The organism is Nitrosospira sp. Nsp11 (genome assembly GCF_900142705.1).
Classification (GTDB): domain Bacteria; phylum Pseudomonadota; class Gammaproteobacteria; order Burkholderiales; family Nitrosomonadaceae; genus Nitrosospira.
The window spans coordinates 63,083-87,849 of sequence record NZ_FRBV01000003.1; the positions used below are offsets into that span (position 1 = coordinate 63,083).

At 53.8% G+C, this 24,767-nt stretch carries 14 protein-coding genes; 3 read left to right on the plus strand and 11 right to left on the minus strand.

Features of this window, described 5'->3' with window-relative positions; all coding sequences use genetic code 11:
• Nucleotides 1-12 precede the first annotated feature (12 nt).
• Complete coding sequence (locus tag BUA28_RS05660; RefSeq protein ID WP_256598245.1) at nucleotides 13-1,398, minus strand: sensor histidine kinase; 1,386 nt, start codon at nucleotides 1,396-1,398, stop codon at nucleotides 13-15.
• Nucleotides 1,399-1,835: 437 nt separating this feature from the next.
• On the opposite strand from BUA28_RS05660, the gene BUA28_RS05665 reads away from it, so the two are divergent.
• Entirely contained in the window at nucleotides 1,836-2,495 is a 660-nt protein-coding gene (locus tag BUA28_RS05665) for a thiopurine S-methyltransferase (RefSeq protein ID WP_072767158.1), read from the plus strand.
• Between the two features lie 82 nt (nucleotides 2,496-2,577).
• Here the strand turns inward: BUA28_RS05665 and mltB are convergent, their stop codons facing one another.
• The 8 genes from mltB to BUA28_RS05705 form a co-directional block, all read right to left on the minus strand.
• Complete coding sequence (gene mltB / locus BUA28_RS05670; protein WP_072767159.1) at nucleotides 2,578-3,573, minus strand: lytic murein transglycosylase B; 996 nt, start codon at nucleotides 3,571-3,573, stop codon at nucleotides 2,578-2,580.
• Between the two features lie 173 nt (nucleotides 3,574-3,746).
• Nucleotides 3,747-7,340 carry a UvrD-helicase domain-containing protein gene (locus BUA28_RS05675; protein ID WP_083569890.1) on the minus strand — a complete coding sequence of 1,198 codons (3,594 nt, stop codon included), beginning with the start codon at nucleotides 7,338-7,340 and terminating at the stop codon, nucleotides 3,747-3,749.
• Complete coding sequence (locus tag BUA28_RS05680) at nucleotides 7,337-10,105, minus strand: PD-(D/E)XK nuclease family protein (protein WP_072767160.1); 2,769 nt, start codon at nucleotides 10,103-10,105, stop codon at nucleotides 7,337-7,339. The genes BUA28_RS05675 and BUA28_RS05680 overlap by 4 nt, the downstream gene beginning before the upstream one ends.
• 25 nt (nucleotides 10,106-10,130) lie before the next feature.
• The gene (gene fdxA, locus BUA28_RS05685) at nucleotides 10,131-10,454 is read right to left on the minus strand and encodes a ferredoxin FdxA (protein WP_025040257.1); all 324 of its coding nucleotides are present in this window, start codon (nucleotides 10,452-10,454) and stop codon (nucleotides 10,131-10,133) included.
• Nucleotides 10,455-10,734: 280 nt separating this feature from the next.
• Nucleotides 10,735-12,750 carry an alpha-amylase/4-alpha-glucanotransferase domain-containing protein gene (locus BUA28_RS05690; RefSeq protein ID WP_072767161.1) on the minus strand — a complete coding sequence of 672 codons (2,016 nt, stop codon included), beginning with the start codon at nucleotides 12,748-12,750 and terminating at the stop codon, nucleotides 10,735-10,737.
• Nucleotides 12,751-12,929: 179 nt separating this feature from the next.
• Nucleotides 12,930-14,633 carry a glycoside hydrolase family 57 protein gene (locus BUA28_RS05695; RefSeq protein ID WP_072767305.1) on the minus strand — a complete coding sequence of 568 codons (1,704 nt, stop codon included), beginning with the start codon at nucleotides 14,631-14,633 and terminating at the stop codon, nucleotides 12,930-12,932.
• A gap of 117 nt (nucleotides 14,634-14,750) precedes the next feature.
• Nucleotides 14,751-16,010, minus strand: coding sequence for a glucose-1-phosphate adenylyltransferase (gene glgC / locus BUA28_RS05700; protein WP_072767162.1), 1,260 nt, complete (start codon nucleotides 16,008-16,010; stop codon nucleotides 14,751-14,753).
• Nucleotides 16,011-16,422: 412 nt separating this feature from the next.
• Nucleotides 16,423-16,776 carry a hypothetical protein gene (locus tag BUA28_RS05705; protein WP_072767163.1) on the minus strand — a complete coding sequence of 118 codons (354 nt, stop codon included), beginning with the start codon at nucleotides 16,774-16,776 and terminating at the stop codon, nucleotides 16,423-16,425.
• A gap of 294 nt (nucleotides 16,777-17,070) precedes the next feature.
• Here BUA28_RS05705 and glgB point away from each other — a divergent pair, with 294 nt between their 5' ends.
• On the plus strand, nucleotides 17,071-19,284 hold the full coding sequence (gene glgB, locus BUA28_RS05710; protein WP_072767306.1) for a 1,4-alpha-glucan branching protein GlgB: 2,214 nt from the start codon (nucleotides 17,071-17,073) through the stop codon (nucleotides 19,282-19,284).
• Between the two features lie 371 nt (nucleotides 19,285-19,655).
• Complete coding sequence (gene glgA, locus BUA28_RS05715) at nucleotides 19,656-21,137, plus strand: glycogen synthase GlgA (protein WP_072767164.1); 1,482 nt, start codon at nucleotides 19,656-19,658, stop codon at nucleotides 21,135-21,137.
• Between the two features lie 151 nt (nucleotides 21,138-21,288).
• Here glgA and glgP read toward each other — a convergent pair whose 3' ends face one another.
• Nucleotides 21,289-23,844, minus strand: a complete 2,556-nt coding sequence (gene glgP / locus BUA28_RS05720) for an alpha-glucan family phosphorylase (RefSeq protein ID WP_072767165.1) — start codon at nucleotides 23,842-23,844, stop codon at nucleotides 21,289-21,291.
• A gap of 320 nt (nucleotides 23,845-24,164) precedes the next feature.
• Entirely contained in the window at nucleotides 24,165-24,710 is a 546-nt protein-coding gene (gene orn / locus BUA28_RS05725; RefSeq protein ID WP_072767166.1) for an oligoribonuclease, read from the minus strand.
• Between the last annotated feature and the right edge of the window lie 57 nt (nucleotides 24,711-24,767).

The following is a 24,767-nucleotide window of genomic DNA, read 5'->3' on the forward strand; positions in this document are numbered from 1 at the left end:
ACGGGAAAACTCCTACACCATTCGCATTGCGAGCCGCACTTCCATTCCCCCTTCCGGGTGCGACAGGAATTCCAACGTCGCGCCAAGCTGCCGGGCACGATATTGCATAATTTTAATGCCCATTCCCGGGGTTGCCCCGCATTTTTTTTTGAAATCGGAAAAGCCGCTGCCATCATCACGGATCGATAAACGGAGCATTCCTTCCTCTGAAATCAGCGAAATTGTCACATGCCGCGCGCGGCCATGACGTATCGCATTATTGGTAGCCTCCTGAGCAATCCGGTAAAGGTTAAGCGCAAAATTCTTATTCTTGACGATGACATTATTTTTGCATATCAAATCACAAGTAATCTTATAGGTAACTGCGATTCTCGACGCGAATTCCCGCAACGCGTCCATCAGGCCATTAGTCTCCAGCTCAAACGGAAGCAACCCCTGCGCGAGCTGCTTGCATTGCATCACGGCGACCTGTGCCTGGGCGGCGATGGATGCGGCAACCGTTGCCACATCCCCACTTCCCGATACGGATATTTTTTTTTCCAGCGCCTTGGCTTGATATCCAATCGCCGCAATCTGCTGCCCGAGATTATCATGCAATTCCTGGCCGATCGAACGCTGGTGTTCTTCTGCTATGGAAACCAGTGTCTGTTCCAGACGTTTGCGCTCAAGCCATCTCTCCAAATCGGTCGCGACCGCGTCGATGAGCCGCTGCTCTTCCGGCACCAGGAATGGCGTATCTTCCGGATAGAAAACACGCAACTGGCCACAGAGCTCATTGTTGGCGTTAATCTCCGAGTGCAGTTCGTGTGTGGAGCCCCGGCCGTAATTATCGGAAGTGAAGCGCCTGCCATCGAGTTCAATCATCGCCGTGGCGATCTCCGGGAATTGCATGGCGGGTATCAGGTGCTCAAAAATCTGCTGGCAAACACTATCTACCGATAGCTCCAGCCCCATACCCCGGCGAATCTCGTAGAGACAGGTGATTTCTTTCAGACGCTCGCGCAGCGCCTCATCGATCTGTTTCCGCTCGAACCACCTCTCCAGATCGGTCGCGACTGTGTCGATGAGCCGCTGCTCTTCCGGCACCAGGAATGGAGTTTCCTCGGGATAGAAAACACGCAACTGGCCGCAGAGTTCGTTGTTGGCGTTAATCTTCGAGTGCAGTTCGTGTTTGCGGCCCTCACGGTAATTATCAGAAGTGAAGCACCTGCCATCAAGTTCGATCACGGCGGTTGCGATTTCCGGGAATTGCATGGCCGGTATCAGGTGCTCAAAAATCTGCTGGCAGACGTTATCCACCGATAATTCCGGCCCCAAGCCCCGGCGAATCTCGTAGAGGCAGGTAATTTCTTTCAGACGCTCGCGCAGCGCCTGGCCTGCATTTGCATGTTCATCCATAGGGGGACGGACCCCATCCGCATGTCTTTTGTTCTAACTGATCTTTAACGGATTTCATCATTCGATCAATTCAATCTCACGTTTCGCCCGTCTCTTGAAATGCACTTGAATATTTCAGCCTATTTTATATCAGCCATCGCTTCTAGTGGGTCATTGCTATACGCGAGGGAAATCCTCTGGATGTGCGTGATTACATCGCACGATGGCGGCAATCCTTCAAGCCACGTGATGCACGCAATGGGCGACAAAATGGGTATCATGCTGAAGTGGACCATTTCACAACTCGCATCGTAACTGCACAACCATAACCCGCAGCCTGAATGTTCTGCATATCCAGAGAAATAGCTCATCGGTTGGCGTTACTTGTAAAGAGACATAACGTGTAAGGCGGCGATAAGCGTAGCGTATTGCGCCGTACGAGTGATCGGGATATAAAAATGGAAAAAGATTATTGGCAGGAGCGCTGGAAGCAGGAAGAAACCGGTTTTCACCAAAACGAGGTCAATCCCTATTTGCGCCAATACTGGCAGGAGTTACATCTCGCCGCCGGCAGCGAAGTGTTCGTGCCGCTGTGCGGAAAAAGCCGGGATATGTTGTGGCTTCGTGAACAAGGATGTGCAGTGCTAGGTGTGGAAACCAGTGCGGTCGCAGTGCAAGCATTCTTCAAGGAGAACGGCTACATTCCTAACCACGCCAGCAGCGAAAAATTCGACCGCTATGATGCTAATGACATACGAATCCTGTGCGGGGATTTTTTTGACTTGAGCAAACACGACCTGGCGAAAACAAGCGCGGTGTACGATCGTGCGTCTCTAATCGCGCTGCCGCCGGAAATGCGCGAACGTTATACACGCCACTTGTTGAACATTCTACCGCCCGCAGCGCAAATCCTGCTGATCACTCTGGATTATCCCCAACAGGAAATGGCAGGCCCCCCGTTTGCGGTTTCTGCGAACGAAGTCGAAGCGCTCTACCACGAGCAGTTCACGACACGCCAGCTGTCGCAAATGGACGTGCTCGCGCAAGAACCACGCTTTCAGGCACGTGGCTTAAGTCGGTTACAGGAAAGTGTCTTCCTTCTGGCACCGCATAAATAGCGAAACTGAGCAGCTATTTCAAAAATCGAGTATCTTCCCTAATCGACTACGAATGGAGAGTCAAAATCTTGCACAAGCAATTTCAATTTGAATTTCTTGCCGCGCGAATCTCGTCAGCCAGTTGCAGCACGCTCATGGCGTAATTCACGCTGCGGTTATAACGAGTGATGACGTAGAAATTATTGAAACCCAGCCAATGTTCGTTTCCGGTTTCATTTTCCAGTTCGATCAGCGTAGCCTGGCGGCCACCCGGTATGGCGACTTGCGGCGCAATGCCCAATTTTCTCATTCTTTCCACGGTATATGCTGGTCTTTCCCCTGCGTATATCGCCTCCCGGTAGTTTTCGCCGTTGACGAGGGCGGACGCGACTATCGCTTGCTCTGTTTCCCAGCCGTAGCCCTTCAGATAATTGGCGACGCTGCCAATGGCATCCACCGTGCTGCCCGACAAATCGACCTTGCCATCATTATCGAAATCCACGGCATATCGCCGATAGCTGCTGGGCATGAATTGCGGGACGCCGATAGCCCCCGCATACGAACCTTTGATGCTCAGCAGGTCTGAACGCTGTTCCCGCCCCAGCAGCAAGTAATGTTCCAGTTCGTCGCGAAAGAAAGCAGCACGCTTCGGATAATCGAACGCCAGCGTGGTCAACGCGTCCAGCACGCGATACTTACCGGTTTGTACGCCATAGTTTGTTTCGACACCGATTATGGCAATAATGATTTCTTCAGGAACGCCAAACTCTTTGCGCGCCCGCTCCAAGGTCGACGCATGGCTGTTCCAGAAGACAACGCCATCGGTGACACGCTGGGGGGTAACAAGCATTGGACGGAATTCATACCATGGCTTGGAGGTAGCGGGGCGCGAAATCGCATTGACGATGGCCGGCTGAAACTGGGCCAGGCGGAAAATACTTTCGAGTTCAGCCTGGGTGAATCCATGCCGTTCCACCATCTGGCCGATGAAAGTTTCGAGTTCCGGTCGCAATGGTGCTGCTGCCGCGGTTGCACCGGTCGTACCCGCCGCGCATCCAGCGAGCGTCAGAAATCCGAAGGCATAGAATAGCAGTCGCATGAATTCTCCCTAGTTTGCAAGTACAGAAAGCTGTTTATCTTTTTCACTATTGATCATTATTGATCGGCTTCATTCTCTTCAGCAAACTCATCGCTTTTCGGAAAACGCTGAATCAGCTCTCTCCTTAACGGGTGCGCGACGGCGCTTTCAGGATGGCCTGCCAGAAAGGCACTTTACCGCGTATCGCCCCACTCCCGCCATCCCTTCAGTATTGGGAAATAAAGCCCTCGCTTCACCGGCTGGCCATCGAGCGAGCGCATAAGCACCGCATAACGGTCGAGTTGGGCGCGATAGCGCTCCTGCTCGCTGTCGAGAAAGCCTTCCAGGTCCGAGCCTTCGTGACTACTGGTCTTGTAGTCCACCACCCATCGCTGGCCGCTCTCATCGCGAAAGGTACGATCGATAACGAGATCGATATACTCGCCTTCGGCTATCGTTGTCATGCGCAATTCGTTGCTAGCATCCCGCTGTGGGCCGAGCAGCCACTGTCCCCGCCGATCACTTACCGCATGGGTAAGAGCGGTTATTACCTGTTTGACAGCCGCATCGGTATCGCGCTCATTACCGCTCATGCCGTGGGCAGCGAATTGACGCTTGAAAATATCCCGCAACTCGAGAATCTTCACTGAGCCCCAGTTCTCCACCCCGTCCTCGGCGATGCGCTGTAGCCAGCGGTGTACGATATTGCCGATAATACGCGCCGTTTCCCCCGCCCATGAGTACTCGATCTCGCCCTGAATCGTCGATACCTGCTGCTGAGCCCTCCACTGTACCGAGGGCGGCGCGGCCGGCAGGGTCCAACCCGAGACAAGACGCCGGAGAGACTGATCGATCGCGTATTCGCCTGTCGCGCGCGGCTCTTTATCATCAGCGGCAAATAACGCGCCTGAAGACATCGCTTGTGCCGCAGCTTCTGCATAAATAGGCTCTACCATCGGCCAGATTTTACTCAGCAGCGTTTTTCCCGCAGGCGACTTCAGTTCAAAAGGGCCGCCCCCTTCGCGAACACCCGCGCTGCCCAGCAGATGCAGGCGCTGTTTGGCACGTGTTGCAGCCACGTAGAGCAAGCGCCCATCCTCCAGGCGTTCTTTTTCACCGTCGAGTTTCTCCAGCCATGAGTAAATGCGGTCAGCCTCCCCACCCGTTTCCTGAATCGGCGCGAGCAATAAGTCGTTACCTTCGCTTGGCTCTTCCGTAGCAAGCGCAGGCCGTAAATACTCCATCCACATGAATAGCTTCTTATCGTTGCCGCGCGATGACCGGCCAAGACCGGGTACGATGACATGATCGAATTCCAGGCCCTTGGCCTTGTGGATCGTCATGATTTGCAGGGTATCGTCCGCTTTTACGTCAGGCAGTGCGAAAAGCCTGACGAGCCCTTCCTCCAAGGCAACGACGGTGAGAACGCTGCTTTCGTTTTCGTTTGCTTCGAGGTAATCAAGATAGGCAGCGGCATCTTCGAAATCTGTCGCATCTTCAATACAGGCGGGGCCTCCCAGCGCAAGCCATGCTGCCTCAACAGTGTCACGCAGCGATTGGCGGCAACGGTGAGCCATGCATTCCACCAATACTTTCCGCACGCGTAGAAGCCGGATATAACCATCGGCGGAAACCGATGCCATGCAAACGTCATCATTGATCAATTCCCACACTGTACGATCAGGTGGCTTTGCCGCGCTATCTCTCCCGTCTGCTTGGGTGTCGCTAACGACCGCATCAGTAATATCGCCAATACTGGGTTGGGAATGCACCGATACAAGTGCGTGCATGTCCGCGAGCGTGAGGCCGCACCATGGCGCGCGCAGCAAAGCGAGCCAAGCCATTCTATCGCCAGGATGCGCCAGTGCGCGGGTCAACGCCAGCAAATCCTGAACGATGGGTCTGCGCGCCAGTCCTTCAATTTCTATCGCGCGAAAGCGAATGCCGGCTTCCTTCAGCCGAGGTATGATTTCACCGAGATGGCTACGGTTGCGCACCAGAATTGCCGTGGTGGAGCCGGGATCATCGCGTTGTGCTTGCGCGACGATCTCCACCACTTTTACCGCCTCGGCTGCGTGGTCATCATTGAAAAACGGATGCACGCTGACCCCTGTGCCTTCCAGCACGCTGCGCGTTGCGATGGAGTGTGCATAAGATACCGCTCCAAGGGCGATATCCTCCCGCTCCGGCATTACCTGCGAGAACGTGGCATTGACCCAATCGACGATGCCGCGCTGTGATCGGAAATTAGCGGAAAGAGCGCTCGGCTGCAATGCGACATTGCCTATTCCCTCTGCGCGGGCGCGGAGGAATAACCCAACCTCAGCCTCGCGGAATCGATAGATGGACTGCATGGGGTCGCCGACCGCCAGGACACTGCGGCCATCCCCCGGCTCCCATCCGGCGGTCAATTTCACGACCAGATCATACTGGCTGATCGATGTATCCTGGAACTCATCTATCAATAAGTGCTGAATACGGTAATCGAGCGCGAGTGCAAGATCGGTAGGCATCTCGGGTTCGCCGAGCGCTCGCAGGGCGCCCTGCGCGACCTCGGTAAAGTCCACCTTGTTATGGGCTTGAAACACAAGCCTGAGCTGCGCCACTGCGCGCGGAAGCAGTCGCATTATCGAGCTAAGCACTTGCCATTGCCGTTCGGTGTAAGCAGGGGGCGGAAGCTTTTCACGAATGTCATATAACGCCAGGCAAAGCGCGCTGTCATCTTGCTCAGCCAGATGCGTAACCAATGCCCGCACCCTGTCCTTCCATGAGTCCGCCATGGCTTTTCTGGCCTTGGGCTCCGGGGGAAAACCCTCTGTTATGGTGTGTCGCTTGCGCCATGCGCCTTCTTTTACGAGCAACAGTTCGGCAATGGCATGCCAGCAGGGAACATCTCCCTCGTCATCGCCAGGAAACGTGCTGAGTTCGCAAAGCTGTGCATAGTCGACGACGGACGAACCCTTGCCGCTGTTCGCCAGATTGCGTGAGGAGTAGCGCATCAGCTCAACCAGTTCGTCCCGGCTCGAGGCAGGAAATAGTGAACACAAGCGCCGGAGCGCATCACGGCGCGCGTTCTTCAACGCCCCTTCCAGTTCATCGCGGTCCTTGCCGTGAATATGCCGCAGCCAGTGATCGCGTCGCGCCAGCATTCCGATGAGCAATATAGCAACGCGTGCCGCATCATTGTCGAGATGCTCCAGCAAATGCTCGACATCCTGCGCCACGACATCGTTCCCCTCGACAAGACCAATGGTGGCACGCGCTGCATCGGCATATAAATCAGACGCGTCCTCGATAGTTTCCGGCTGAGAGCCGAACTCCGACAGCACAGGCATCTGCCGCGTCAGCGATGCGCACAGTGAATCGAATGTCTGGACACGCAATCGGGCCGGACTATCGAGAATATGCCAGCCAGCCCGTTCGTCCCGCTGCAAGACAGCGACGGCCAGCTCCCGTGTCAGCCTTTCGTACTCCGTTTGAAGCATTTCAGACGGATAAGATGACGTATCGCGGGCCTGCACAAGCGCCGCCATCAATCGTTCACGCATCTCTGCAGCCGCTTTTCGCGTGAATGTAATCGCAACGATTTCTTCCGGCTCATCCACAAGCGTCAACAGCTTGAGATACCGCTGTATCAGAAGCCCGGTTTTGCCTGATCCGGCAGGCGCCTGAACAATAAAGGAATGGGCCGGATCAAGTGCACGACGCCGCTCGGCAAAGTCCGGGGCCGGACCGGACGCCAAGTGCGGCGCGAGTTCCGTATGGAACAAAGGCGATGTGCTGCTCATCCCTCCTCTTCCTGCTCGGTAAACTCCTTCCCTGCCCGCTCATAAATACGGCAAACGGATCGCACGTCACAGTAGCGGCAAGTGTGCGGATAGGTCTTGGGATCGATTTTGGCATTTCCGCCGATGAAATCGGCCGCGATACGGGCTAGATCGGCATGCCAGGCCGCAACCAGGTCTTCCCACGAGTCATGCTGATCCGCCAAGCGTGACTCGCCCAGCGCTTTTCCACCCGGCAGCAGGTCGCCATCACGCGCAAGTGCAGTGAACCGCATCTCTCCCGCTTTAACCTGCGCAAATGCAACCGCAACCGCGGCTGGTTCGGCAGTAATGAGATACAAGGGCAGTTGCGGTTCTTCCGGACGCTCGCCAAGCATGGCGCTCACCGATGGCGCCCGCGTTTTGTAATCGATGACAATGCGGCGTCCGTCGCTGAGCTCGTCTACACGATCGAGACGCGTCGCCAGTTCAAGCCCGCCGATTTCGATGCTGCGTTTGTCTTCGATAGCAATGACCGCAAAGTCATTCCGCTTCTTGTCTTCATTAAGCCACTCGTGGGCCAATCGCACCAGGCGCCGCTGCTCGATCACCGCAAAACGACCCGAAAGCGTAGTCGGACGGTCGCGATGGATATGTGCGGTCGCGTCTTTCGCGGCCTGCATGAGCATCGCTCCAAGATCGTCATCACTCATGGCGTCAAGCGCATTTTTGGTTTTGAGCTGACCCCAGACCTGCGCGAGTACATGATGCACCAGTATGCCGCGCTGCATTGCATCCAGCCCAATGCCCGGCGCTTTTGTTCCGGACGCACCCAGTCGATGGATAGCGAAAGCCCGGAATGCGCAGGCCGCCTGATCTTTTATCACCGCCATGCCGCCATTGGCCATACCGCTAGCGCCGTTGCCTGCATCTATTGCCGGTGCTTCGTCATTTTTTATGCGTTCAAGCCGTCCGGCGCGATGGATCAGATCGCGGTGATTTGCATAATCGGGTAGTTCAAGCTCGCAAACGGCAATATCCGCTATCAGCGGGCTGGGTGCGAGCGCCCGCCCATCGCGGCCGTCCCCATGCCGTGGGTGACTCAGGATAACTTCGTTCGCCGCCGAGAACCAGGCTTTGGTAAGCCGGGACGCAAGCGCCAGGGAAGCGCCGGCCGAACCCTGCGGCAATGCGGCGGCTTGCTGAAGTTCAATCGGCAGAAAAGGATTGGGACGCGGCTGTGGCGGCCACGCTTCATCAGATAAGCCCATTACCCAAAGATGATCGAACGTCATGCCGGCAGCTTCGAGAACGCCAAGTATCTGGATAGGAACATCCGGGGTCTCAGGCTGAAACAACACCTCGGCAGCCATATGGCGCAGACGCGATAGTGCTTTGCCGTAGCTAGAGTTCGGCATAACGCCGTCGAGGGCAGCGAAGTCGGCGAGAACCTCATGCCATTTTTTCAATATCTGATATTCCGCCGAATCCAGAGCACGTTCGCCCGGAAAACCCATGATCCTCAGCACCTCGGAAAAGACCCTGGCCAACGCTGAGGGCGCTTGCGAACCGCGTAGCTTTACTTTGCGGAACTCGGCATAGGCGATTAGAACCCTCGCTAGAACCGGGCAGCTTTTACCGTCATGTTCGCGCTCGATAAGAGCAAGCAGCCGTTCAAGTGTAATTGTGGGCTCGGTACGATTGCGCAGTTGAGCATCAAGCCTTGCGCGCTGTGCCATTTCAGTTTCGCCGCCGCTGAGAAAAGGCGATCGGAGCAAGAGGCTTGTGCGCTCGAATCCGATTTCTCCCTTGCCGAGTTCGAGTATCAGGAAGGCGGCGTTTATCAAAGGATACGAAGCCAGAGTCTTACCAAGCGATGCATTAAACGGCAATACGCGCTTGGCTGCACCCGGTAGTGATCGCTGGATATCGGGCTCCATCATCGAACTGAAGATGCGCAGGATGGTGCTTCGGTGCTCTGAAAAGGCCGGAACGACGACGCCAACGCGAGCCGAGCCATTTGCTTCGATTCGTGCCCGCGCCCAAGCAGCCGCGTGATAAATCTCCTCACCGGCGTCGTCATATTGCACGCGTCGCGAACCGGGATTTTGCGATGACCGTTGTGGCTGCGGTTGCGCCAGCATTACTTCACAACCTGCATCCTCAAGCTTGACCAACAAAGATGCCTGCTGCGGGGTAATGATATCGAAACCATAGCAGATCAAGCGCCTCGGTTTTTTGATTTCAGGCCGCAGGCACAGCTCGGCTACGAGGTTGCAAAGCCGTGCACGATCGGTCTGCCGTGCGCGGTGGGTTGTTTCCTCATAGTATCGCGACCAATCCCGAAACGCCTTGCCATCTTCATTCAGCGGGAAATTCGCGAGCTGCGGGGTGAGGCGCCATGCATGGGCGAGTTGCCATGCCTCGCGAGCGAGCCGTGCAGCCTCCGCGACGGCAAGCAAAACCGTGCCCGTATCCGAACGGGCAATGGCGTCCTCCCATAACACCTGCTCTTGGGCAGGCCTGAGCAACGCGGGCAGGTGAGAGGCTTGCGCGGAGTAAAGCGCATCCTCGTAGAAACGTTCGATGAATGTGGAGATCGGCAGGATATCCGCCGAATCCCAGGCAGAGATGACTTCGGCTGACCGCGTCCGGTCGAACTCGCGTTTCAGTGTAGCTGCGAGCCGCCGGTTAGGCGTAACGACCGTGACACCGTCCATTGAGCCGACATCACGGCCGACAAAAAAATCCGTCAGAAGAACTTGGGGGAAATTCAGAATGGAGGACATGCGGTAAAAAGCGACCGCTGCCGGATCAGCGTTCCAGTTTGTCCAGTTTCCCGGTTACCTTTGCCCAGTCGTCGGCATCGGGGGGAGAGTCTTTTTTCTCAATGATGGGCTTCCATGCTTTCGATAACTCGGCGTTGAGCGCCGTGAAATGCTGTTGATCCGTCGGCACGTCATCCTCGGCATAAATTGCATCCACTGGACATTCAGCCACACACAGAGTGCAATCGATACATTCATCGGGATCAATTACCAGAAAATTAGGCCCCTCGCGAAAGCAATCCACCGGGCACACATCCACACAATCAGTGTATTTGCACTTGATACAGCTTTCTGTTACTACATAGGTCATGACGGATCCTTGCTGGGCTCTTTGAGAATTCGCAATTTTACCAGAAAATTTACGAATGCCGCTATAACTCTACAACCGGGACCCAGGCCGCCTGCAGGGGTTTAAGGCGAGAATCAAAGCTGGGATGCCGCCGTTGAAAGCGGAGTATGCCCGACTATGTATAACCGCACCTATAGGATGAGTTACCGCCAGGCCGCTTTTCTTTTTGCACGTTTGTACGTTTGTACTTGAGCGTTTGTATAATTCCGACCGGTCCACCGCGGTTACAGAAAATGTTCCGTCACGACGTTTGTCTTGCATTGATTGCCAGCGAGACAACCAACGCTCCAACTGTTACCGGCCATTGCAATTTCAAAGTCACAGCCTGCATGATTTTTTCGAATCCCTCTTCCGACTGTGATACCGAATAATAAGGCTGCGCGTGTAAATCGGCTGGAACAGATGCTTTCAGTTCGACGCTTCCTCCCAGCACATCATCATCAAGCGTTATATCGGTCATAGAGGAGAGCTCGAGTAGTTGACCGAAACCACCCGGAATTTGTCCCCGATAAATATAGCGCCCCCCCCAGCCATCGCAACTTGGCATTGCAAGGTTGATCTCGGTGCAGAATATGCCCTCCGCTTCAGCGGCGAACAAATATGACACCTGCAACCAGTTGCCCGCAAGGGCGATACTTTTTTTTACGTATTGCGAATACACCTCCGTCTGGCAGACTGAATCATCACCATTGGATGGTTCATGCCGATAGGTTATAAAATCACCATTCAGGCGATCCACGAACAACCCCCGAGCATGATCGTCAGCGACCATATCCCCGGCAGTTATCTTATCCTTGAAGCTGAGCCGTTCATGCGCCGAGGCAATTCCGGCATTGCTGTGCTCATGCGGGCCATCCTCGCGTTGATGGATTTTACGATAATAATGCTCGCCCTGGCGCCGCAACGTATCGCCAAAATTATGCGTCAGCAGATAGGAATCCAGTTCGCAGATAACGCCTCCGTCATCCATCTTCAATACCGCCTGGATTTTACCGGTCTGCAAATACATTTCCTCGGTCCCGTCGAGATCAGTATCTTCCAAAAATCTTGCCGGGCGGGGGGTGCAGGCGTCGAGCATCGCTTCCAGCTCGACGATGGCTTTAAATACCGCGCGCCTGAGATGAGGGAGATACAAGCCTCCGAATAAGCCATGCCAATATGCATCGTTGGCCTGAGACTCATACAGCTTATGCTTCATGGCGACGCTACGTTGCCGCTCCGGCAGCGAGGCAAGCCGCTTGGAAAGGCCCAGCATGCGCTTGTGCATCCAGTTGGATTCCGGATAGCGCGAAAAAAAATTTTTCCAGATGCCACCGCGCAGGAACGCCTTGTTGCCGTCATACCAGCCCGCCGCCTTGGCCTGCTGCACAAGGTCGGCATAAACATTGGCAGGCCCTGCAGGAAGTGTCCACTCGTTCATTTCTATATATGAAGTGGTTGGGAGATACACTACACCCCGGGTTTTCTCGACGGCATGATAATCCCGGTAGTGCTGGGTGCGAATTATGGGCGACGCCAGCACTCCTTGAATGAAGTTATCAAGCCAGCCTTTTTCATATACCCACTGATAAGTTTCCGGCCAAATACCGAATTTTTCGATATCGTCAAAATAGACGGCGGCATTGCCATGCCCGGCTGTACTGTTTTCAGCCAGAGACTCTATATACGCTACCGCTTCATCCGCCGGAGAAAACGGCAGCCGGTAACGCAACGCTTCGGAGATGGGAAACAGATCGAGTTTGCGCTCGTCCTCTTCGGTAGTGAAATAACCATCCAGTTCCGCAGCTGTTTTGCCAGCACAAAGAAAATGATAATCGTCCACGATCACGTAGCGTATACCACAATCCGCTAACGCGGGAACTACTGTTGCTTCCCACACGCGCTCGGTCAGCCATGCACCTTGCGGGCGCCGCCCCAGCTTCATCTCCAGCTTATCGGAAAATGTCTGGATCTGCCCGATGCGATCGCGATTGGGAATCACGGCCAGGACCGGCTCTGTATCGCCTGCGCCGAATAGCTCAACCTGACCGCGCATCACCATCTCCCGAAGCAGCGCCATGTCTTCTGGATAGTGATCAAACAGATAATCCAGCAGCCAGCCGGAAATATGCACCGCGAAACAAAAGCTGGGATAGCGGTGAAGGACTTGCAGGAAAGGCCGGTAACAGCGCAGGTGGGCGTCAGCCAGCACTTCTGGAAAATTGCCGACCGGCTGGTGAGCATGAACGCCGAAAAGCAGGGAGACGGGTCGGGACATCGAGTTCTCCTTGAGAGAAAGCTTAGCCACTCACTTGCGCCGCTACGCGCGGCCCAGGCTGGCGCTGGTCAGGTGAAATGCATCAGGTTGCATTATGTGGCCTGGAAAACCAACTCGACTTTCCTGGTTGAAATGCCGCTCTCAAGCTTGCGCCGGCAGTAATGCGCGGCAGGCTTCCTTCAAGAGGCGCGCCGCATTGCGCCCGACTCTTGAGCCACAACGCCGCCGCCGTGGCTGATAGGCTGATGTACGGATACGGGTACCGGCAATTTCAGTAAGGAATAAAGATTAGCCAGATTATCGCGGAATAATTGGTCAAAGCTCGATACTACGTTCGGCGGATTGTAATCACCTAGCCACCAGAACCAGTCGGAGCTTTCGCAGGAAGCGAGTTGCCGTTCGGCTTTAGCTCTTTCCTCCTCGGTCAAGCGCCTGCTTTGCATCACCAGGTCATAGCTATGCTTGGCCGCGCAGAGTAAATCCCAGGCACAGTTTTTGTCCTGATCGCCGATCCATGTGGAAAATGTTCCGTATACCCAACTCCCTGCCGTCAATATCGGCAAGCGGACGACGTCGGCCGGCTGTATGCTTCCCAGATAATCCTTATAAGTGGTCACCTCGATTGCGGGGTGGTTTTCAAGAATTCCGTAGAGATCATTGAGGAAGTAATAGCCGTTGTAAGGATAGTATTCCCATGCATTCTCGCCATCGAGAATAATACTTACCACTGGACTTTCTCCAGATAGTGCATTGCGGCCGATATCTTCGAGAGAGTGCACCAAATGCTCGGCGGCATCTCGTCCAAACCACTTGGAGTACTCAAAGCCGATCATGTCGGATAGTTTTTCGTCTCGAAAGAAGCATGTGACGCTATTGGCCTTACCCTCCAGATGGTAGGGCTTGTAGAGATAGCGGCCTCGCTCAGGCAAGGGTCTGCCCCCATACGACTTGCGCAGGCTATTCGCCAACACATTTTCGCCGCTGGCGCTCCATTGACAATCGTGGTCCGCCAGAATCTCGAGCATTGCAGTTGATATCGCGCCTTCCGCAGGCCATACGCCGCCGGGCCTTATCCCGAAGCGACTCGCATGGCTCTCGATTGCTGACGTCAACTGAAACGCGACCCGGTTTTTCCCTCCTGGATAAGTACTTTCGACCGGCAGTCGCACCTCGGGCATGCTATCGCGCGCGGAAGAAAAGTCTATCAATAGCGGGGCGAGGGGATGGTAATGCGGCGTCGTGGATAATTCGATCTGGCCTGACTCAGCCAACTTGCGATAGCGAGGAATCAATCCCTGTATCAACTCTCCGATCACATTGAGCAAGTCTATCCGGTCGGCATGGGTGAAGCCTCTGTCCTGCGTCATCAATCGCACTACTGCCTCATTGGTCCTGCGCACGCTTTCGCCTGTCCACGCCAAGTGATACCACACGATCAGATCCGCCAGATACTGCCCCGAAAGATAGGACAGTTCAGCCTCTCCGCGTGCCCGCAACGTTTCGTGCATATCATGCAGCCGCTTGTAGGTTGGGTAGGGTTGCATCATGGTGACATGATTGCTGCGAAAACAACTGTCAAACGCCCGTATGCGATCTCGCGCAGAAACCTGTTCCAGGTCGGGCGTCGCCAGCAAACGCAAGAGCGGATCCCGAAACTGACCCGACGCGAACTGTGCCGCATAATCCTCAAGTTGATCCAGCAGTACCGGCACAAAATTAACCACCGCCTTCATGGACGGATGCGCTTCAAGGTGGGCCACCATGTCGCTGTAGTCCTTGATGGCGTGCAGATACACCCATGGCAACGTAAATTCGCCAGTTTCGTAATTGCGGTAATCCGGCTGGTGCATATGCCACAGCAAGACTAAATGTATTGGTTGCATTTCTATCTGACCTGATGGAAGGTGTCGGCTGGACAAGCCCTGCGGTCGGGGCGGAACCTGCTTGATCGGCATAAATTATTTGCCTTATGCCCTCGCTGTCTTATTACAACTTGTTTATCACCTGACATAATGTATTTTCTGCCCCAGCATTTCCGGAGTAATAAGCGTAATGCCATTTTCGGTGACATAAAAGCGCTCGCGGTCCTCCTCCGGGTCAAAACCAGCCATCAACCCAGGAGGAATTATACAATTCTTGTCCACAACGACGCGTCTCAGGCGCACGTTTCGGCCGATGTCCACGTTGGGTAATATTACTGAATCCTCGATACTGCTGTAGCTGCGTACCTGTACATTTGAAAATAATAACGAGCGGCGCACGGTTGACCCACTGATAATGCACCCGCCAGAAACCATTGTATCCAGTGCTTGTCCACGCCGGTCATCGTCGTCGAAAATAAACTTGGCGGGGGGCAGTTGTTCCTGGTGAGTCCAGATTGGCCAATCCTTGTCATATAGATTGAGGTCCGGCGTAATACGGGTTAGATCAAGGTTCGCCTCCCAATAGGCATCAATGGTGCCAACGTCACGCCAATACGGCACACCCGACGCCATATTGACACAACTGTGGACAAAGCGGTGGGCAAATACCCTTCCGCGAGGCACCAGGTACGGGATCATGTCCTTGCCGAAATCATGGGACGAATGCTCGTCATCATGGTCATGAATCAGCTGTTCGAAAAGAAATGACGCATTGAACACGTAGATACCCATGCTCGCAAGCGCGTGCCCAGGCTGGCCGGGAATGGCTGTGGGAACTGCAGGCTTTTCTTCGAAACCGTTGACGCGCCATTCGTCATCGACGCTCATGATGCCAAGCCCACCTGCCGTCTCCAAGGGTACGTCGTGACAGGCTATCGTCATCTCGGCGGACCTTTCGACATGATCAGCAAGCAGCTTGCCATAGTCCATTTTGTAAACGTGATCACCGCCCAGGATCAGCACGTAATCCGGATTATGAACTCGAAGTATATCGATATTTTGATACACCGCATCGGCGGTTCCCTGGTACCAGGTTTCTTCGATGCGCTGTTGAGCTGGCAATAACTCGACAAATTCATCGAATCGCCCATCAAGAAATCCCCAGCCGTGCTGAATATGGCTGATCAGGCTCTGCGCTTTATACTGTGTTGCGATTCCGATACGTCGAATGCCGGAATTAACACAATTGGAGAGAGGAAAATCGATAATGCGGAATTTGCCGCCGAATGGCATGGCGGGCTTTGCACGCCAGTCTGTAAGCTGTCTCAAGCGGGTGCCGCGCCCGCCCGCCAGTATCATCGCTACCGAATTACGCGTAATCTGGCTGATATAACGCAAGCCCGCTTCTCCTTTTGTTTAGAGAACCTCGCCTCTGAAGAAGTTCCCAGTGCGTCGCTCATCGATGGCAGAACCGCACTATTCAAACTGATCAGGCGTGCACGACGAAAGCTCGCACTTACTATTCGTAAAGAGCAACGCCAGGAAGCGTAACGTAGTGAACGTCCGCTGGAACCCGGAGTGAAAGGGCGTCCCCTGCAAGCTGCCTGCTGTGCCAGGCTCCAAGCCGAAAGGAGGCGCCCCCAAAGCATCGTAATAAGCCACCGTCGGGTTCGTCAGTGCCGGGATGCCGCGAAAGCCTGTTCCGGTCCTTACCCCACGCATCTCCCGCAACAGGCGTATGCGCGGACTCCTACGTCTCAGGAAATCCCTTCTCCTGGAGTCCGTAAAACTGCCTCGCATCCACTCAGGCTTATCCGGAAACTCCCTGGGGTTGAACTTCTTCCCAGGTTCCATCGAGCTTGATATAGAACAGTTTTGGCTCGAATCCAAGTGAACGGGCAGTATCCGCCGCCTTGTAAAGGTCCTCCTTTACCGCACCGGCGCCACAGTCCTCGTGAACGGAGAGCACAGCCACGTGGCTATCATGCAGCCTCTTCGAAAGCCCCAGATGAGTTTCAAGCTGTTCTTTATTTGCCGCGCCCCCGGCGCATATCACTCGATCAAACGTTCCCTCTTTAACATTCAGGTACTCAAGTAATTTGTCAATTGTGCCCTGAATCCGAAAGTCCATACATCCAAACACAGCGTGAGAACATGTATGCATTTGTTTTTCCTTATTTTATTTATCCCCAAGATACTGGAGCGAAGCAATGAAGGGATAGAGATTGTGCCCCTCTCCAAATTCCCCGTCAAGTAATCCGTTCAGTTCGTAGAGAACGAATAAATTGTGCGAGTCTGTCGCAAATGTCTGTCTGGATTATGCTATCCCGAAGGGGAAGAGCATGAGGAGGGGAGCATGAAGCGGACAAGAAGGTTACAGGAGGTTCAGGAAATTACCCGCGTTGAATTTCAATTCATGGCCATGTTCCGCCTTATCCTTCAAGCTATAATCGGACGTATGCAATCCGATCTGAAACATCACGGCGTAACGGTCAAAATCGACCCATCCCTGGAAGCGCTGTTGGCAGCCCGACTTCATAATCCTTTCAGTTATCTCGGTGCTCGCATGGAGCATGGCCATAGCTTGATTCGGGTATTTTATCCGTATGCGATAAATGTATGGATCAATATAGAAGGTAGCTTCGAGGGGATGAAGCGGGCACATCCTGCCGGAGTTTTTGAATGGCGCGGCGTCGCGTTGCCGTCCATGCCATATCTTTTGCGCGTCGAAGACGGTAACGCATGGCCGGAAGCATGCGTGTACGAAACTTATGACGCCTATGCCTTCCAGCCGCAAATTTCCGATTATGACGTCTATTTGTTCAATGAAGGCCGGTTACGGCAAGCTTATCGAACCCTGGGTTCGCATATCGCGGAACGAGGGGGTATCACCGGCGTACTTTTTTCGGTATGGGCGCCTAATGCCGAGCGGGTGAGTGTTGTAGGCGGCTTTAACCGGTGGGACGGCCGAGTGCATCCGATGGCGGTTCATGGCTTCAGTGGCGTTTGGGAACTCTTTATTCCCGGCCTCCCCCCGGATTCACTCTACAAATATGAAATACGCAACCGCGACAGTGGTGCAATCCTTCTTAAAACCGACCCCTATGCCAGACACTATGAATTGCGGCCCAACAATGCAGCGCGCACGCCCGTGGTTGGCAAAACAGCATGGGACGACGCTGAATGGATGATAAACCGTGCTACGTGGAATTGGTTGCAGGCGCCGCTGAACATTTACGAAATTCATGCCGGGTCCTGGAAGCGGCATCCTGATGGAGGTTTTTACTCTTATCGTGAACTCGCCCGGCATTTGATTCCTTATGTGCGTGAAATGGGCTACACCCATGTTGAGTTGATGCCAATTTCAGAGCATCCGCTTGACGAATCCTGGGGTTATCAGACGACCGGCTATTTCGCACCTACCAGTCGTTTTGGTTCACCAGACGACCTGAAATATTTCGTTAATGCCTGCCATCTGGAGGGCATCGGCGTAATTCTAGACTGGGTGCCGGCGCACTTTCCTCAAGATGCTTTTGCGTTGTCGCGATTTGATGGTAGCGCACTGTATGAACACGAGGACCCTCGTATTGGCCTGCACCAGGACTGGGGAACACATATCTTCAATTTTGGGCGCAACGAAGTCAAATCGTTTCTGTTATCCAGCGCCCATTTCTGGCTATCGGAATTTCATCTTGATGGCCTGCGCGTGGATGCCGTTGCGTCCATGCTCTATCTGGACTATTCACGCAAGCCGGGTGAATGGCTACCCAACAAATATGGAGGCAGGGAAAATCTGGAAGCGATCGATTTCCTGCGTGAACTGAATATAATGGTGCATGAGGAATTCCCGGGGGCATTGACGCTGGCGGAAGAATCCACTTCATGGCCAGCAGTATCTCGCCCTGCCTATACCGGCGGTTTGGGATTTTCCATGAAATGGAATATGGGCTGGATGAACGATACGCTATCCTACATCCGTAATAACCCGGTTTATCGGCGTTTCTACCAAGACCAGCTTACTTTTGGCCAGTTGTATGCGTACACGGAAAATTTCGTCCTGCCGCTTTCGCATGACGAAGTAGTGCATGGCAAGGGATCGCTGCTGGGCAAAATGCCGGGCGACGCGTGGCAGCAATTCGCAAACGTACGCCTGTTATTCACTTACCAGATGACTTATCCCGGTAAAAAGCTCAATTTCATGGGCAATGAATTCGCCCAGGGACGTGAATGGAACTCAGGACGGGAACTGGACTGGGGTCAATTACGCGACGAACAACACCGCGGCGTCAGGGCTGCATTACGCGACCTCAACCATTTGTATGGCAGTATCGTCGCATTACACCAGCTCGATTTCTTATGTGATGGTTTCGCGTGGGTGGACTGCCATGATGCCAACAATTCTGTCATAAGCTATCTGCGCCGCGCATGCGATGGCTCATTCGCCCTGATCGTTCTCAATTTTACGCCTGTGCCACGCACACGTTATCGCATCGGTGTACCAGCCAAAGGCAGGTACACCGAATTATTCAACAGCGATTCCTCACACTACGGCGGCAGTAATCTGGGCAACATGGGGTGCATCGATACTACCGGCGAATCATGGATGGGAAGGCCCGACTCGATCGTTATCAGCCTCCCGCCGCTGGCGGGGATTATTCTTTCGCTTGAATAATGCTCCCCTGGCAAAATATGAATGGATGAGGTGGGGCTTGCCGCATCGCCCTATCGCGCTTCTAATCGATAATCGCCCGACAAATGGCTGACGCGTTGGAGTCGCGAAGACACGTCAAATAAACAAGACTCTACCGATCGTCTGCCTTTCCAGCAAGCCGTAGCAAAACGTACCTGACAATCGAACTCGCCTGGCACAACGGTGGCCAGGAGTACTCAACGCGGGCCTGCGCCAGCTTATTCCTTTTCTGATGAATGGCGGCATCAAGACGACGCCATGCTCGATCGGCGAGTTTCGGATGGAAATCAGTGAAATCCAGGACTGATCTTCATTTCTCGCTCTTTCCAAGAAAATCTTAATGGGTGGACCTCATGTCACGAGCTTTAGCAAATTCCAATCCCGGCGTTCTGTTTATCACGCCGGAAATTTATCCCCTGAATAAAACCGGGGGCCTCGGGGATGTCAGCGCGGCGCTGCCGCCAGCGTTGCGCCGGTTGAAGATCGACGTACGTTTACTCATCCCAGGCTATCCTCGAGTACTGTCGGGCCTCAAAAACAAACAAAAGATCGCCGAATTCAGGAATCAATTCCCATTTCCGCCGTCGACGCTGCTATCCGCAAAGCTGCCGCTGGGCGCATCCGCATTTCTTCCCACTTTCATCATTGATTGCCCCGTACTGTACAACCGGGAAGGTGGCCCATACGTGGATAGTGCCGGACACGACTGGCCTGATAATGCTTTGCGTTTCGGACTTCTCTCGAAAATTGGCGCAGTTCTGGCCAGTAATGCCAGCCCGCTTGTCTGGCGTCCACGGGTAGTGCACTGCAACGATTGGCAAAGCGGCCTGGTGCCGGCGTATTTGCATTTCCATAGAGGAAAAAAAGCGGCATCGCTGATGTCGATACACAATCTCGCTTTCCAAGGTGTATTTCCGCCCGATACGGTAGCTCAGCTGGGCTTGCCTGTCGAAAGTTTTGATATAAATGGCCTGGAATATTACGGCGACATGTCATTTCTCAAGGCTGGGCTCTACTATTCCGACCACATCTCCACCGTGAGTCCGACGTATGCTGAAGAAATTCAGACGGCGCCGCTGGGCTTTGGCATGGAAGGGCTGCTGGCTGCACGGCGCGAGCATATCAGTGGGATCATCAATGGCATCGCTTCAGAATGGAATCCTGCTACTGATCGCTATATTACGCAAAATTATGCGATTACCAATCTTGCAGCCAAAGCCCACAACAAAACTGCATTACAACAATTGATGGGGCTGGCTGCCGAACCCCATATCCCGTTATTCGGCGCCGTCGGGCGGTTTACTTATCAGAAGGGTTACGATCTTTTATTGCAAGTTGCAGCGCGGTTGACCGAAATACCGGCCCAACTGGTGATTCTGGGCAGCGGTGAAACGGCGCTGGAGCAGGAGTTCGCCAGGCTGGCAAAAAATTATCCGGGGAAAATGGCCGTCCGTATCGGCTTTGACGAAAAACTTGCCCATTTGATAGAAGCGGGCGCGGACAGCTTCCTGATGCCTTCACGCTTCGAACCGTGTGGCCTGAACCAGATGTACAGCCAGCGCTACGGTACGCCTCCGCTGGTACACGCGACCGGCGGCTTGCGCGATACCGTAGTCGATTGCACGCCTGCGGCTCTAGCCGACAAAAGCGCCAGTGGTTTTTTGTTCCACGACATGACCGCAGACGGTTTTCTCAGCGCGATTCGGCGGGTCGCCGTTGCTTATCACGATAAATCAGTGTGGTGCCGCTTGAAAAAAAACGGCATGACAAAAGATTTTAGTTGGCATTCAAGCGCTGCTGCGTACCGGCAAATCTACTTGTCGCTTTTCTCCTGATTTCCCCGCCGAGATAGAGCAATTGCGGGGAAAACCTGGAGCCTTATTCGGCGTTTTGAATCACAGGGAGGATATTTGTTTCAATGATTGGGTGGGGCCGCGAAGCATGGCGCTGGCGCGCGCCCCCTTGGACTAAATTGAAAAAAGGAAATTACACCCACACCATCATGCCCATTTCAAATGGATGCGTCAGCAATAGTTGATATGGATAAACGCGTATGTAATAGTCCAGCTTTCCGCATAAATCCGGAGTAAGGCTCAGTGAATACAGGTGCTCGCCCGATTCTTCGATGCCGCTAAATTCGAACCTGATATGATTGAACTCACGTAAAGTGACCTTGTTGCGCTGACGGCAAATCAACATTTCCACTATCACGTCCTCAGGCTGTAAACCATTCAGCCTTACCGCGACATCAAACTGCACAGCATCACCAAAACTGATACGCTTGCGTGGTGTATCTAATCGACGAATCGCTACGCCTTCCCATGTTTTCCGTACGAAAGCTTTCCAGGCCGCGATTTTTTTCGCCCCGCTGAAGTCATCGGCGGCGTAAAGTGCCCCTTGCCTGCTGGCCGGCACATAAAACTTCTGGGTGTACTCCTTTACCATGCGCGCGGCCGTGTAGCGCGGCAACAACGATATCATTGAGTCTTTCGCCATTTTCACCCACCCTGGGGAGTAACCCAATTTATCGCGCGTATAGTAGAGCGGCACCACGTGATCCTGCAGCGTTTCATAGAAATCCCTGCTCTCTTCCTTGTCGCGCCGCGCCATATCCATGTTTTCCGGTCCGGGCTTGATCGCCCAGCCATTCTTGCCGTTATAGCCCTCGCCCCACCAACCATCGAGCACGCTCAGGTTGAGTGTTCCATTTATACCTGCTTTCATGCCTGAGGTCCCGCTTGCCTCCAGCGGATATACCGGGTTGTTGAGCCACACATCGACTCCGGCCACCAACCGCCGGGCTAGACGTAAATCGTAATCCTCAACCAGCAAAAGTTGTCCCTCAAATTCTGGCAGCTGGGCAACCTGGTTGATGCGGCGAATCAGGTCCTGCCCCGGGACATCGGCGGGATGCGCCTTACCCGCAAAAATAATCATGACCGGGCGGTCCTGATTGAGCATGATCCTGCGCAACCAGTCGAGGTCATCGAATAGCAGTGTCGCGCGTTTATACGTGGCGAAACGGCGCGCAAAGCCGAGCGTCAAAATGTTTGGATTTATGGGATCAGTGAATCTCAGCAGGCGGTCGAGATGCGCTTCAGAACCATGATTGCGGGAAATTTGAACCGCGAGACGCGCACGTATGCTATATAACATCTGGGATTTCAGTGTTTGCCGCACACTCCAGAACAGGTGATCGGGAATGGCGCTGATACGCGACCAGTAATCGGTATCACACATATTGCTACGCCATTCATAGCCGAGATAGCGGTCGAATAAATCCGGCCATTCCTGAGCCAGGAAGGTCGGCACATGCACGCCATTGGTGATATGCGCCATCGGATTTTCTTCCGGCTCGATCTGTGGCCATAAATCTCTGCAGATTCGCGCGGAAACGTTGCCGTGTATCTTGCTCACGCCGTTCTGAAAACGCGAGCCATGAATGGCAAGATTTGTCATGTTAAAATCGTGGCTGCCGCGAACGCGGCCCAGCGCCATAAATTCTTCCCGGGTGATTTCAAGATCACGGTAAAACCCTTCGAAATAAGCGTCCATCATGTCATCGCCGAAGTGATCATGTCCTGCCGGTACCGACGTATGGGTTGTGAACACCGTGCTTGCCGCCACTGCCTCCAGCGAGCTCGCAAAATCCAGCCCTTCTTGCACCAGATTACGCATACGTTCCAGCATCATGAACGCAGCATGCCCTTCATTGATATGCCATATCGTGGGCTTGATTCCCACCGCCCTCAAGGCGCGGACACCGCCAATGCCCAGCAGGATTTCCTGCTTGATGCGCAGGTTCCGGTCGCCACCATAGAGTTGATGCGTGATATCGCGGTCTTCTGGAGAATTTTCCGCTAAATTCGTATCAAGCAGATAAAGCGTAACGTGACCGATCTTTGCCTGCCAGACCTTCACGACGACCTTCCGTTGCGGCATTTCCACTTCGATTCGTACTTCGGAACCATTGTCGCCCAACACGGGCGCTACGGGGAGATCTTCAAAATCCGAATCAGTATAGGTAACTCTTTGATTACCCAGATTATCGATGGTCTGGAAGAAATATCCCTGACGGTAGAGCAAACCCACCCCGACGAATGGCAAGCGCAAATCGCTCGCTGCCTTGCAATGGTCGCCCGCCAGGATGCCAAGGCCACCCGAATAAATTGGAAAGCTCTCATGAAAACCGAACTCGAAACAAAAATATGCCACCCGGTCATCAGGGTGCAAGCCTGCCGTTGCGCCGTTTCGCACGGGCTCTGAATGATATGAATCGTAAGCCGAAAGAACGCTGTTGTAATTAGCCAGAAATACCTGGTCCTCCGCGGCTCTCAGCAGCAGAGACTCATCCACGCGCTTGAGAAAGTCTTTGGGGTTGTGTCCCACTGTCGCCCAAAGGCTGGGATCCCGCCGGGAAAATAGCGAGCGCGTGGAGCGGTCCCAACTGTACCAAAGATCATTCGCCAGTTCCTCAAGCCGCGATAGACGAGGGGGTATTTTTGGATTGACAGCAATAGTAAATACAGTGCCGGAGGACATAGGTAATTTGAAAGGGAAAGTGGAGAGTTGCCTCAACCCGAAAGCCGAGAGGGAATCGCGTAGCTGGATTTAACCTAAATCCGATAGTTGGACGGGGTGAAGTGTACGGTTTTTGGGGTGCAGGGCAAGGCGCAACGACGCGGAATGGTCGTTCCATTCCAAGGAGTTGCAACGCAGCCATGTGCCCCCAAAACTGTGCAATTCACCTTGTAGCGCCCTCACCCGGAAGATGAACGTCAAATAATATGAAATGTTGTTATTAATCATGATACTGATCTATTAAATGAGCATTCAACTACCGGATTTAGGTTTAATCAGCGCTATGCTTTGATAAAGTGCTCGCGATAGTATCTCATCTCAGCAATGGAGTCGTAAATATCCGCCAGCGCCTCGTGCTTGCATTGCTTTGTCAAGCCTGCCGAGATTTCCGGCTTCCAGCGTTTTACCAATTCCTTCAGGCTGCTTACGTCCAGATTACGATAATGAAAATACGATTCCAGCTGTGGCATCCACCGCGCCAGAAAACGCCGATCCTGACATATAGAATTGCCGCACATGGGAGAGATTCCCGCGGCAATATGCTCTTGCAGGAACGTAATCATGGACGCCTCTACCTCGGCTTCCTTCAGGCTGGAAGATCTCACCTTGTCCATGAGGCCGGATTTTGCATGCGTAGACTTATTCCAGTTGTCCATGCCGTCAAGCACGGCTTCGGACTGGGATAGGACCAGCACCGGCGCTTCCGCCACCATATTCAGTTGAGAATCAGTTATCACGAGAGCGACCTCGAGGATATGATCATCCTGCGGACTGAGCCCGCTCATTTCCATGTCTATCCAGATGAGGTTATTATTGTCTTGTGCCATAATTTGATCACTTTGCTGAATTTTCAACGTGTAATTGTGTCATATCGGTACTGACCC

Bases quoted from the DNA above. Each gene is read 5' to 3' on its own strand.
- BUA28_RS05660 (WP_256598245.1), bottom strand. From the start codon at position 1,398: ATGGATGAACATGCAAATGCAGGCCAGGCGCTGCGCGAGCGTCTGAAA.
- BUA28_RS05665 (WP_072767158.1), top strand. From the start codon at position 1,836: ATGGAAAAAGATTATTGGCAGGAGCGCTGGAAGCAGGAAGAAACCGGT.
- mltB (WP_072767159.1), bottom strand. From the start codon at position 3,573: ATGCGACTGCTATTCTATGCCTTCGGATTTCTGACGCTCGCTGGATGC.
- BUA28_RS05675 (WP_083569890.1), bottom strand. From the start codon at position 7,340: ATGAGCAGCACATCGCCTTTGTTCCATACGGAACTCGCGCCGCACTTG.
- BUA28_RS05680 (WP_072767160.1), bottom strand. From the start codon at position 10,105: ATGTCCTCCATTCTGAATTTCCCCCAAGTTCTTCTGACGGATTTTTTT.
- fdxA (WP_025040257.1), bottom strand. From the start codon at position 10,454: ATGACCTATGTAGTAACAGAAAGCTGTATCAAGTGCAAATACACTGAT.
- BUA28_RS05690 (WP_072767161.1), bottom strand. From the start codon at position 12,750: ATGTCCCGACCCGTCTCCCTGCTTTTCGGCGTTCATGCTCACCAGCCG.
- BUA28_RS05695 (WP_072767305.1), bottom strand. From the start codon at position 14,633: ATGCAACCAATACATTTAGTCTTGCTGTGGCATATGCACCAGCCGGAT.
- BUA28_RS05705 (WP_072767163.1), bottom strand. From the start codon at position 16,776: ATGCATACATGTTCTCACGCTGTGTTTGGATGTATGGACTTTCGGATT.
- glgB (WP_072767306.1), top strand. From the start codon at position 17,071: ATGCAATCCGATCTGAAACATCACGGCGTAACGGTCAAAATCGACCCA.
- glgA (WP_072767164.1), top strand. From the start codon at position 19,656: ATGTCACGAGCTTTAGCAAATTCCAATCCCGGCGTTCTGTTTATCACG.
- glgP (WP_072767165.1), bottom strand. From the start codon at position 23,844: ATGTCCTCCGGCACTGTATTTACTATTGCTGTCAATCCAAAAATACCC.
- orn (WP_072767166.1), bottom strand. From the start codon at position 24,710: ATGGCACAAGACAATAATAACCTCATCTGGATAGACATGGAAATGAGC.